The 12000-nt window shown below is 57.6% G+C and carries 10 protein-coding genes; 5 read left to right on the top strand and 5 right to left on the bottom strand.

Annotated features, from left to right (window positions below; translation table 11 throughout):
• Positions 1-82: 82 nt before the first annotated feature.
• The 4 genes from AC2FMY_RS10510 to AC2FMY_RS10495 form a co-directional block, all read right to left on the bottom strand.
• The gene (locus AC2FMY_RS10510) at positions 83-2761 is read right to left on the bottom strand and encodes an ATP-binding protein (RefSeq protein ID WP_496744606.1); all 2679 of its coding nucleotides are present in this window, start codon (positions 2759-2761) and stop codon (positions 83-85) included.
• Positions 2761-3069, bottom strand: coding sequence for a hypothetical protein (locus AC2FMY_RS10505; RefSeq protein WP_480749125.1), 309 nt, complete (start codon positions 3067-3069; stop codon positions 2761-2763). The genes AC2FMY_RS10510 and AC2FMY_RS10505 overlap by 1 nt, the downstream gene beginning before the upstream one ends.
• On the bottom strand, positions 3066-3446 hold the full coding sequence (locus tag AC2FMY_RS10500; protein WP_480749124.1) for a response regulator transcription factor: 381 nt from the start codon (positions 3444-3446) through the stop codon (positions 3066-3068). Before AC2FMY_RS10500 ends, AC2FMY_RS10505 begins: the two co-directional genes overlap by 4 nt.
• Before the next feature lie 85 nt (positions 3447-3531).
• Positions 3532-4830, bottom strand: a complete 1299-nt coding sequence (locus AC2FMY_RS10495; protein WP_480749123.1) for a helix-turn-helix domain-containing protein — start codon at positions 4828-4830, stop codon at positions 3532-3534.
• Between the two features lie 230 nt (positions 4831-5060).
• Between AC2FMY_RS10495 and AC2FMY_RS10490 the strand changes: the two genes are divergently transcribed.
• The 5 genes from AC2FMY_RS10490 to AC2FMY_RS10470 all read left to right on the top strand — a co-directional run bounded on the left by AC2FMY_RS10490 (position 5061) and on the right by AC2FMY_RS10470 (position 10318).
• Positions 5061-6413 carry a substrate-binding protein gene (locus tag AC2FMY_RS10490; protein WP_480749122.1) on the top strand — a complete coding sequence of 451 codons (1353 nt, stop codon included), beginning with the start codon at positions 5061-5063 and terminating at the stop codon, positions 6411-6413.
• Between the two features lie 125 nt (positions 6414-6538).
• Positions 6539-7570 carry a branched-chain amino acid ABC transporter permease gene (locus AC2FMY_RS10485; RefSeq protein ID WP_480749121.1) on the top strand — a complete coding sequence of 344 codons (1032 nt, stop codon included), beginning with the start codon at positions 6539-6541 and terminating at the stop codon, positions 7568-7570.
• 3 nt (positions 7571-7573) lie between these two features.
• A complete protein-coding gene (locus tag AC2FMY_RS10480) occupies positions 7574-8782 on the top strand; it encodes a branched-chain amino acid ABC transporter permease (RefSeq protein WP_496744603.1) in 1209 nt (402 codons plus the stop codon).
• Between the two features lie 12 nt (positions 8783-8794).
• A complete protein-coding gene (locus AC2FMY_RS10475) occupies positions 8795-9550 on the top strand; it encodes an ABC transporter ATP-binding protein (protein ID WP_480749118.1) in 756 nt (251 codons plus the stop codon).
• A gap of 12 nt (positions 9551-9562) precedes the next feature.
• Positions 9563-10318 (top strand): ABC transporter ATP-binding protein, encoded by a 756-nt coding sequence (locus AC2FMY_RS10470; RefSeq protein ID WP_480749117.1) that lies wholly within the window; start codon positions 9563-9565, stop codon positions 10316-10318.
• Between the two features lie 113 nt (positions 10319-10431).
• Here the strand turns inward: AC2FMY_RS10470 and AC2FMY_RS10465 are convergent, their stop codons facing one another.
• Complete coding sequence (locus AC2FMY_RS10465) at positions 10432-11949, bottom strand: class I adenylate-forming enzyme family protein (RefSeq protein ID WP_480749116.1); 1518 nt, start codon at positions 11947-11949, stop codon at positions 10432-10434.
• Between the last annotated feature and the right edge of the window lie 51 nt (positions 11950-12000).

The raw sequence follows: 12000 nt of genomic DNA, 5'->3' as shown, positions 1-12000 counted from the left end.
CATTTTCCGGATTCTGTTGCAAGGGACACTTCAGTTTTCTGGTGTATCCCAGCGACGGTTACGAATGTCTTTACCGACGCAGTTACTGCGCAGCCTGTTTGTGGGTCAGCGGCAAACTTACCCGAAACGCGCCGCCCCCCTGCCCGGCAAGATAACTCACTTCGCCGTTCAGGCGCTGCATGATCTCTCGGCAGATCGCCAACCCCAGCCCGGCTCCACCGGCCTTGTCCGACCCGACCCGAGCAAACTTCTCGAACACCATGGCTTGCGCCCGAGCCGGAATACCACTTCCGTTATCCACGAAATCAACAACCACCTGCCCGCCAACATCATGAACCGAAATCGTCAGAACCGGTTCCGCTGCATCGCAATACTTCTGGGCATTGGCGATCAGGTTGATAAAAACCTGTTTCAGCCGGTCCAAGTCCGTATGAAGGTAGATATGTTCAGCACTTCGGTTGCGGCGTACGCGAACAGCCCGCTCCGTTCCAGTAAGCGCCGTAGAAACGGCACGGTCCATGACGTCATGAAGGCTTCCATCACCCATGTTCAGGTTGACCTGGCCGTTCTCAAGAACGCTCAGGTCCAGCAGGTCATCCAACAACCGGGTCAGCCGCAGCGCTTCGTCATGGATGATCGTCGCATACTTCGCGCGCTCATGGGCGGTCAGGCCCTCTGTATCGCGCATAATTTCAGAAAACGCGCGAATCGAGGTCATAGGGGTGCGCAACTCATGGCTGACCTGGCTCAGGAAGGCATCTTTCTGCAAGGAAATCTGGGTCAGCTTTTCGTTTGCTTCTCGCAGCTTGCGCGCGGTTCTGGTCAACTCGGCCGATTTCGCCTCGAGCTGACTGGAATACTCAAGAAGTTGAGCGGATTCATCGGCCACCGCCAGAAGGTCTTCGACCGAGACGGACGACCCGCCCACAATCTGCCCGATCATGGCATGAGCCGTGGCCGCGCCCACGGAACCGCTCAACTCCCGCTCAAGCCGTTCCAAAAAGGCTGGTGTCGGCTCTGGTAGATAGCCGCGACCGCCCTGACGTTCTGCCTCTGCGTGAAAGAAATCATGCGCTTCGGAACTGCCAAGTATCCGCTGGGACATGATCATCAGATCCTCGCTTTGCGCCACCGACCCGGTCCACCCACGCGGACCGGCGGAATGTTCGAAGACATTGACGAATTGCGCCCCTTGCAACCTCTCCAAAGGGCTGGGAAAGCTCGCAAGCGATGCCGCGCAAAAGGCTGCAGTGTTCAGCGTCAAAGACCACATCACCGAGTGAACCATCGGATCGATTCCTTCGATCCCGAAGAGGGCGCGGGGTCGCAACCAGCCAAATCCGAACGGCCCTTCGGTCAACAAGCGCTCAGACACGATCCAACCGCTCATATCCGGCAGCAACAGGGTGTAGGTCCACAGAACGAAACCGACGGTCAACCCAATCAGGGCTCCGGTACGGGTCGCTCCGCGCCAGAACAGGCCGCCAACCAGTGCTGGCAGAATCTGGGCGATGCCTGCAAAGGCGATCAGACCGATCGAGGCCAACGCTGCGCCTCCACCGGACATCTGGTGATAGAAGAACCCCAGCGCCATGATGACCGCAATCGAAACCCGGCGCGAAAACAGGACGATGCTGCGAACATCCCCGGACACCGAGGCGCGTACGCCCTGCGCGCTCAGCCAGATCGGCATGACGATATGGTTCGAAACCATTGTCGAAAGCGCCATTGCGGCGACGATGACCATGGATGTTGCGGATGAAAACCCACCGAGGAAGGACAACATCGCCAAAGCGTCGTTTCCCTGCGCCAGCGGAATGGTGAGAACGAAAAGATCCGGGTTGGCGCCTTCCGGCATCAGGTCCAGCCCAACAACCGCGATCGGCACCACGAACAGGCTCATCAGCAGCAGGTAAAGTGGAAAAGCCCAAGCTGCTACACGCAAGTGTCGTTCGTCATCGTTTTCGACAACCATCACCTGGAACATTCGCGGCAGACACACAAAAGCGGCGGCGGACAGAAAGGTGATCGCGGCCCAACGCCCGTGGTTGACCTGCCACTGCCCGATTTCCGACGCGTCAATCCGCGCCATGATCGGCCCAATTCCGCCGCCGATCCTCCAGACAACAAAGATGCCGACAGCAAGTAGCGCGATTAGTTTGACGATCGCCTCGATGGCAACTGCGGTCACCACACCATGGTGACGTTCATTTGCATCCAGATTGCGGGTGCCAAACAGAATGGCGAATACGGCCAGACCTGCGGCCACCCAGAACACACTCGATCCTTCGCGATAGATACTGGACGGATCGTTCTCGGCAAAAATGCTGAATGACAGAGTGATCGACTGGAGTTGCAGGGAGATGTAGGGCGTCACGCCCAGAACCGCCAGAATGGTCACGCAGATCGCGAGGGTATTGGATTTGCCGTAACGGGACGAAATCAGGTCGGCAATAGAGGTCACCCGCTGGCTGCGCCCAACGCGAACAAGCTTTCGCAGTCCCCACCACCACCCGACCATGACCAGCGTAGGCCCAAGATAGATGGTGACGAACTCCAGCCCGGAACGCGCCGCATATCCGACCGCGCCATAGAAGGTCCAGGCAGTGCAGTAGATGGACAGGGACAAGGTGTAGACCAAGGGCGAGCGCAGCCAGGTGCTGCGACCCGTAGCGGCCAACCGGTCGGCGGCAAAGGCCACGCCGAACAACAGTACAACATAGCCTAGGCACACCAAGATCAACAGGTTGAGCGTCGCCATCAACCTTCGTCTCCGTCCTGGCCCTCTCGCACTGACAATCGCCGCGCCGCAATACCGAAGCCGAAGCTAAGGGCTATCAGTCCCGCCCAACAAAGAAACACATACGAGATCGCGGAAGAGGTCGGCACGGTTTCCGTATCGGAGGTGCCCGATGGCCAGAGCAGCGGAATGGCAAACAGACCAGCACCTAAAATGGGCAGCAGCCGGGCCGCGTCAGACAGCCTGCGTCGGCGATAGCTTTGCCGTTCAAGAAATACCGGTGGCGGCGCCACCGTATTGCCGGATTCGGGCTCGGACCCGCCCGTCATGTCCGAGACGCCTGTGCGTGCAGGTCGCGAACAGCAGTCACCACCTCGGTATTGGAAAATGGTTTGGTCATGAAACGGCTCACCCCAGCTTTTTCCGCCATTTCCCTATCTCGACTTTGACCTCTAGCGGTCAGCATCAGTACCGGCAGATTTTCCAAATCGGCCTCCTCCCGCAGATCACGCAGGATGTCCATGCCGCTTTTGCCGGGCAGCATCACGTCGAGTATCACCAGATCCGGGTTCGCGTTTTTGATGACTTCGACCGCGTCGGAGCCTTCGGCATGGGTTTGTACCTGCCAACCTTCTCGGGTCAGCAAAAAACGGATCGCCTCGGTAATGTTGGGTTCATCCTCTATAAGCAGAACCTTGCGGCTCATTCTTGCGCGTCCTCCCCCGTCTTGCCTTTCGGCGGCAATGCCGCTCATTGTGTATAAACAGACTATCCCTGCGTTCACCGAACTGTCAAAAACCTTCGCTCAAAATCGAAGGTTCGCGACGGGCGTTACAGGTCGGGTGTGGGCAAACTCTGCAACTGCTCCCGACCGGCAATGTCTCGCTGGTTTGGTGCTCCGAGCGATCCCGGGACAGGATCAGCATAACCGAATGATACACCGGGTCTTGACCGAAAGCCGTTATTTCCCGCGGCCAGGCGACAGCAAAACACTCGAATTCAGCTGCCGTCCGGCCGAGTTGTGACACCCTGCGGTGCACTGGGACCAACGGTCGATTCAAAGCAACAAACAAAGGCCAGAGCGGACAGGATTCCCCGTGGCGTGGCAAGGCGAAGCCGGACACCGGTTTGCGAAACAGGATGCTACCCGAGGCGTCGCAGATCACCAGCCCTGTGGGCCTGGGCAATACATCCTCTGGTAAGCACCCCAACCTCCTGAGAACCGTTGGCAGATCGGTATCGAAGCGGCGCATCAGAGCAAGTGGATCGGGATCACCTGCCTCCAAAGCCTGACGTAGTTCGTCGAGCGGCATGGCCAGGGCGTCGGCGGCATAAGTTCTCAGCATGTCACGCCCGATCGCTCGAGCTGCTCCGGACGGCAATGCATCAAGCGCGACATCACTCACCTCCCCGCCTGTCTCGATTACCGGAAAATGATGACCGTTCTCGACGAAAAAGGCTTCAACCTGTTCCAGCGGAACGCCCCGGTGATCCTCGGACGATTCGCTTTCGTCTAGGTAGTTGACCAACGCCTTGGAGCTGCCAGCGAGGCGTTCGGCGTCCTGATTGAGGTTTTTGTGGAAGCGATCGCGCCATTCCGCCTCCAACTCGCCGGGCTCAGCTAGAATGGCCGCTGTCGATCTAATTGCGGCCGCGGTCGAGAGAACCTCGTGCAATGACGCAGCAAGCCGAGGATCGTGTGTCAACCGATCAGACAATGTCTCGACGGTGCGCTCAAGAGATTTGATCCGCCTGTGCATCTGAGACATGACGCTGGCCCAGCCGGGAAAACGCCCGGCAAACTCATCTGCGCGATCTGTCTCGGCCTTTTGGTTCACTGCATCCGCTGCCGCTTCGCGCAGAGCCGCTATCAACGCAGCCTCGGCGCCTTCAGTCAACATCGATGGCTCCACGCCCAGAACCGAAGCAATATTAACCAAGAGCTTTCCGCCGATTCTGCGCCGGTTGTGCTCGATCAAGTTGAGATAAGAAGCTGAAATCCCCACATCGCGGGCCAGCTCGGCTTGGCGCAGGCCAACAATCTGCCGTCGCTCGCGAATTCGGCTGCCAGTCAAAGTGTCCCGGGCCATTGGTTATTGCTTTCCTTTATTGCGCATTTTCAACGACTTTCTGCAACGCGACATAAGATACTTTACAATTATCACGCATATTGTGTTGATATATTTTCAGAATTATGCAGCAATTAAAAGGGTTTATTGCGTGATTTTCCATATTTCCTCCATACTCGCTTTGCACATACCGTGCCCGCGCCCTGCGGAAGAGGAGCCAAGGGGCGCATACAGGGAAATGGGAGGAATGAATGTCCAATAAATCCGTTACGCGTCGTGGCGTGCTGAAATCGGGTGCCGTTGCCGGTGCCGGTGTCGCCCTGCCGACGATCTTTACCGCGTCGTCCGCATCAGCATTCACGAATGAACCGACCGGCGGAACCGTGACGCTTGGTTTTAACGTGCCGCAAACCGGTCCTTACGCCGACGAAGGTAATGACGAGCTTTTGGCACAACAGCTTGCCGTCGAACATCTGAATGGCGAAGGAGACGGCGGATGTCTTAATACCTTCACGTCGAAGGCGCTGCAGGGCAACGGCATCCTTGGCAAGAAAGTCGCATTCGTTACCGGTGATACCCAGACCAAATCGGATGCCGCGCGTGCTTCGGCCAAGTCGATGATTGAAAAGGACGGAGCCATCATGATCAACGGCGGATCGTCCTCGGGCGTGGCCGTCGCTGTGCAGGGCCTGTGTCAGGACGCCGGCGTCATGTTCATGGCTGGTCTGACCCACTCAAACGATACTACCGGCAAGGACCGCAAGAAGAACGGCTTCCGTCACTTCTTCAACGCCTATATGTCCGGTGCGGCGCTCGCACCTGTGCTGGCAAAAGAATACGGCGCCGACCGCCGCGCCTATCACCTGACTGCCGACTACACCTGGGGCTGGACCCAGCAGGAATCGATTGCAGCCGCAACCGAAGCGATGGGCTGGGAAACCGTCAACAACGTGCTAACCCCGCTGGCGGCAACGGACTTTTCGTCCTATATCGCGCCGGTTCTGAATTCGGGCGCGGACGTACTTGTTCTGAATCATTATGGCGGCAACATGGTCAACTCGCTGACCAACGCCATCCAGTTCGGCCTGCTTGACAAAATTGCCAACGGCAAGGATTTCAAGATCGTTGTTCCGCTGTATTCGGAACTGATGGCCGCAGGTGCTGGCGACAACATCAAGGGCGTTCTGGGTTCGATGAACTACAACTGGCAGCTGGACAACGAAGGTTCGAAGGCGTTTGTCAAGTCGTTCGGTGAAAAGTACGGCAAACCGCCGTCCAACTCGGCGCAGACCTGTTATGCGCAGGTTCTTCTCTATGCTGATGCCTGCGAACGCGCCGGAACATTCAACCCCTGTGGCGTGGGCGAAGCGCTCGAAGGCTTCGAGTTCGACGGGCTGGGCAACGGGAAGACGCTGTATCGTGCCGAAGACCACCAGTGCTTCAAGGACGTTCTGGTCGTGCGCGGAGCGGCAAACCCCTCCAACGCCTACGACACGCTGGAAATCGTTGAAATCACACCGGTCGATCAAGTCACCTATGCACCGGACCATCCGATGTTTGGTGGTGCCGAGGCAACTCTGGGCGAGTGCAACGACGGCGCATAAGCGACTTTCTACCCGGACCCTGAAACAGGGTCCGGGTTTCGCGCCCTTTTCAAATTCGGACGCGCCCTGACGCCCCCTGAAACGGATGGGTGAAAGCGGCAAGACCCAAACGACGGTGGGTAACGATGGACGCATTCCTTCTGCAAATTCTCAATGGGCTGGACAAGGGATCGGCATATGCTCTGATCGCTCTGGGCCTTACGCTGATCTTCGGCACGCTGGGGGTCGTAAATTTCGCACATGGCGCGTTGTTCATGATCGGCGCCTTCTGTGCTGTTACCTTGCAAAGGCTGCTGGGCCTGTCCTATGAAATGGTCGACGAGACCCAAAAGGACTTCTTGGGCAATCCTCTCAAGGTCAAGGTCCCTTATGTCGAGGGCTGGTTCGGCCCGGAAGTTGGCGCGTCGATCATCGACTGGTCCGTTCCCCTGGCCGTGCTGTTCACGATCCCGATCATGTTGTTTGTCGGCTACGCCATGGAGCGGGGCTTGATCAAACACTTCTACAAGCGCCCCCATGCCGATCAGATACTTGTGACATTCGGTCTGGCCATCGTCCTGCAGGAGATCATCAAGTATTTCTTCGGCGCTAATCCGATCCAGACACCGCCGCCCGATGCGTTGCGCGGCTCGCTGGATCTTGGTGTGATGATCGGGTTCGATCCTAACGCCATCATCTACCCGATCTGGCGGCTGATCTATTTCTGCTTCGCTGCACTGATCATCGCCGGGGTCTTCTGTTTTCTTCAGTTCACTACATTCGGCATGGTCGTCCGGGCCGGTATGGCAGACCGTGAAACCGTCGGATTGCTGGGCATCAACATCGACCGGCGGTTCACGATTATGTTTGGCGTCGCCGCCGCCGTCGCAGGACTGGCCGGGGTAATGTACGGGCCACTCAATCCACCGAACTACCACATGGGCATGGATTTTCTGGTGCTCAGCTTCGTTGTGGTCGTGGTCGGTGGCATGGGATCGCTGCCAGGCGCCGTATTGGCCGGGTTCCTGCTGGGCATTCTGGAAAGCTTTGCGTCGACCACCTGGGCCACCACCACGATACCCGGCATCAACCAGATCATCATCTATCTGGTCGCAATCATAATTCTGCTCACCCGTCCGCGGGGTCTGATGGGCCGCAAAGGCGTGATGGAGGACTAAACCATGCTGGGTCTGGACAAGAAAGATACCACCCTTCTGATCATCGTGGCCATCCTCGCTTTGTTTGCGCCACTGATCCTGAACCCCTTCCCGTCTGGCAGCGCCATGGCGCAGTTCAACGCGGGTTACCCGGACTTGATGCAGCGGTTCGTCATCTTCGGCATTTTCGCAATTGGTTTCAACATCCTGTTTGGACTGACCGGATATTTGTCGTTTGGGCACGCCGCGTTCCTGGGTATCGGATCCTATTCGGCAGTCTGGGTGTTCAAGCTGTTCACTTATAACGTGGTTCCGGCAATCGCGTTGAGTGTGATTATCGCAGGTCTGTTCTCGCTGCTGATCGGCTTTGTCAGCCTGCGCCGGTCTGGGATCTATTTCTCGATCCTGACGCTGGCCTTTGCACAGATGAGTTTTGCGCTGGCCTATTCGGTTCTGTCGAACCCGAAGTTCAACCTGACCAATGGCGAAACCGGACTGCAGGTCTATGCCAACGACCCTCAGATGTTCCACCGCGACAGCCTGCCCGATGTCCCGCATTTTTTTGGTATCGCAATGCGCGACAGCTTCTGGGAGCCAAGCATTGGAGGTTGGACCTTTACGTTCAACAACGGCTACTACCTTTGCGCCGTCATCATGATCATTGTCTTCTATCTGGCAATCCGCATCTTCCGTTCGCCCTTCGGCATCATGTTGCGTGCCGTGAAATCCAACCAGCAGCGGATGAACTATACCGGGCTGAACTCGCGCCCCTATACACTGGCGGCATTCGTGATCTCGGGAATGTATGCCGGTCTGGCCGGCGGCCTGATGGCGGCGATGGACCCACTAGCCGGCGCCGAGCGGATGCAATGGACCGCCTCGGGCGAGGTGGTGCTGATGACCATTCTCGGCGGCACCGGCACCCTGATCGGTCCGGTTCTGGGCGCAGGTTTCATCAAGTATTTCGAGAACATCTTTTCGAAGATCAACGACAACATTCTGCACGGCTGGTTCAGCTTTCTGCCGGACGGAATGGAGGATTTCATGGTCTTCATCGTACATCCTTTCATTGGCAAGGGTTGGCACCTGACACTGGGCATCCTGTTCATGCTTGTGGTTATCTTCCTGCCGGGTGGCCTCGTCGAAGGCGGTCAACGTTTGTTGAACTGGGTGCGCGGCAAGCGCTCGGGGTCTGACGACAAGACCGCACGCAAGACCGAACCCGCGGAATAAGGAGACGGAAAGATGGGTATTCTCGAAGTCAAGAACGTGGGCAAACGGTTCGGCGGCCTTCAGGCGCTGAGCGACGTGAACCTCAGTGTCAAGGAAAACACCGTCCACGCGATCATCGGGCCGAACGGAGCCGGAAAATCGACCCTGCTAAACTGCCTGGTCGGCAAGCTGATCCCGGACACAGGATCGGTCATGTTCGATGGCCAATCGGTCTTGGGTCGGGCGCCGTTCGAAATCAACCAGATGGGCATCAGCCGCGTGTTTCAGACACCCGAGATCTTTGGCGATCTTTCGGTGATGGAGAACATGCTGATCCCGATCTTCGCCATGCGCGACGGAGCCTTCCGCCTGCACGCTTATGAAACTGTCGCTAACGAGCGTGAGGTCATCAAGCAGGCCGAAGAGATGCTGGAAGAAATGGGCATGGCCGACAAGCGCCACATGCATTCGGCCTCGCTGTCGCGCGGTGACAAGCGCCGACTGGAAATCGCCATGTGCCTCAGTCAGAAACCGCGGCTGCTGTTGCTGGACGAACCCACCGCCGGGATGGCGCGTGCCGACACCAACAACACCATCGACCTGCTCAAGCAAATCAAGGACGAGCGCGACATCACCATCGCCATTATAGAACACGACATGCATGTGGTTTTTAGCCTGGCCGACCGGATTACCGTTCTGGCACAGGGCACACCATTGGTCGAGGACGACCCGCAGAACATCCGTGGCAACCCCAAGGTACGCGAAGCCTATCTGGGCGAGTCGGCGTAAGGAGGATCAGATATGAACGTCAAACCCGATTTCTCCAAAAACGCCAACGTGGCGCAGACAGCCCCGGCATTTCTGTCGGTCTGGGACATGCACTCGTACTACGGCGAAAGCTATATCGTTCAGGGCGTCAGCTTTAACGTTCACGAAGGTGAAATTCTAGCGCTGCTGGGCCGGAACGGCGCTGGCAAGACGTCAACTTTGCGCTCGATCGCGCGTGTCGGCGATCCCGAAGTTCGCCATGGCGAGATCTGGTTGGATCACAAGCCGCTGCATCGGATGACCAGCTATGAGGCCGCAGCCGCCGGTTTGGGACTTGTGCCCGAAGACCGTCGTATCATTCCTGGCCTCACGGTCGAGGAAAACCTGCAACTGGCCCAGATCGCCCCTCCGATCGGCTGGTCTCTGGATCGCCTGTATGAACTGTTCCCCCGTCTCGGCGAACGCCGCAAACAGGAAGGCGTAACCCTGTCCGGTGGTGAACAGCAAATGCTGGCGATCGCCCGCGCTCTTGCCCGAGACATCAAAGTGCTGCTTCTAGATGAACCCTATGAAGGGTTAGCCCCAGTGATCGTAGACGAGATCGAAAAGACACTCATCCACATCAAGGAACAGGGCATGACCACCATCATCGTCGAACAGAACGCTGTCCGCGCGCTGGAACTGGCCGACCGGGCCGTCATTCTCGACACCGGTGGGATCGTATTCGACGGCACCGCGTCAGAAGTTCTGGAGAACGAGGAACTGCGTGCCGAATATCTGGCTATCTGATCAATTCTCCCCGTCGCATGGCCGGTTGGCCGTGTGGACCAACTTGGGTGCCGGTTCACATTGAACCGGCATTTTTTTACTTTAAAGCGCGCCTTGTTTTTGAGGAGTTTTTATTAATTTGACTTCGCCATCTGCTCCAAAAGCTTGCGCAGCTCGGTTTTCAGGACTTTGCCATAATTGTTCTTGGGCAGTTCGCTGAGAGAGTAATAGGCCTTCGGCCGCTTGAACCGCGCGATGTTGTCACGGCATAGAAGGTCCAACTCGTCCGGATGAGCATCGCCCACGATGAAGGCGACGACTTCTTCGCCCCAATCCGGATGCGACCGTCCGACCACCGACGCTTCGGAGACCTTGGGGTGAGACAGCATCACTTCTTCGACCTCTCTTGGATAGACGTTCGAGCCGCCCGAAATGATCAGGTCCTTGGATCGATCCTGAAGCGTGACATACCCGTCTTCGTCCATGTAACCCATGTCGCCGGTAAGCAGCCAACCATTCACGAGCGTCTTTGCAGTGGCCTCGGGGTTTTGCCAATAACCCGGCATAACAACATCGCCGCGAACCATGATCTCGCCATGACTTCCAGGCGGCAGCGCATTGCCATCCGCATCGCCGATGCATACTTCGACAGTCGATTGCGCACGCCCGACGCTGGCCAGCCGTTCTTTCCAACGGAAATGGGTACGGTCCGTCACGTTGTCCCGCGACAGCGCGGTGATCCCCATCGGGCATTCCCCCTGACCGTAGATCTGTACGAAGACCGGCCCGAAATGCGCGACAGCTTCAGTGATGTCGGCCAGATACATAGGCCCGCCCGCATAGACGATGGTTCGTAGTCCGGTTCCTGTTTCCCCCATGCTTTTCGCGACGTCGGTCATGCGTTTGACCATCGTCGGCGCGGCAAACAACTGGATTCGATCAAAATGACGGGCGAGGTCAAAGATTTCCGCCTCGTCAAACCCGCCTGATCCGGGGCAAACGTGGCGCGCGCCGGCAAGCACATGCACCATGCTGTAAAGACCCGCGCCATGACTCATCGGGGCGGCATAGAGGATGGCATCTTTCCCTGAAACCTTGTCGACATCGGCCCTGTAGGTCAGCGAAACGGCCATCAGCATGCGGTGCGTGATCATCACCCCCTTGGGCTTACCTGTGGTTCCCGAGGTGTAAAACAACCAGGCCAAATCATGCGGCGAGCGATGTGCCACCTCGGCAATCGGCTCGTGTTCCATCGCCGATGAATAATCCGCACTGGAAATATCGATGACACGGCCTTGCACATCTGCCTCCAGCAAAGCCTCGGTCAGACCGGGAGAGGTGAACGTAATGCCGGTACCGGAATTTCCCAGGATATAAGCCACCTCACGCCCATGCAGTTTGGCATTGACCGGCACGGCCGCCGCACCGGCATACCAGATCGCGTATTTGGCAATCAGGTAGTCCGGACAATTCTTCATAAAGATCGCAACCCGGTCACCAGGCCTGATCCCCTGACTCAGCAACCAGCCCGCCAATCGTGCTGCGCGGTCATGAAACTCCTGATAGCTGGCCACCCTGTCCCGCCCCAGATAAAGTGCTGGCCGCGATCCGCTAATTTGTGCCTGGCGCGCAAGCCAAAGACCAATATTCATTCCCACCCTCCCACAACATCACCGAACCCGAAGGCGATCGGCTGCGGTGTT

The organism is Ruegeria sp. YKSE079 (genome assembly GCF_059612845.1).
The sequence above is the reverse complement of the archived record's forward strand: the minus strand, read 5'-3'. Positions and strand labels throughout refer to the sequence as shown.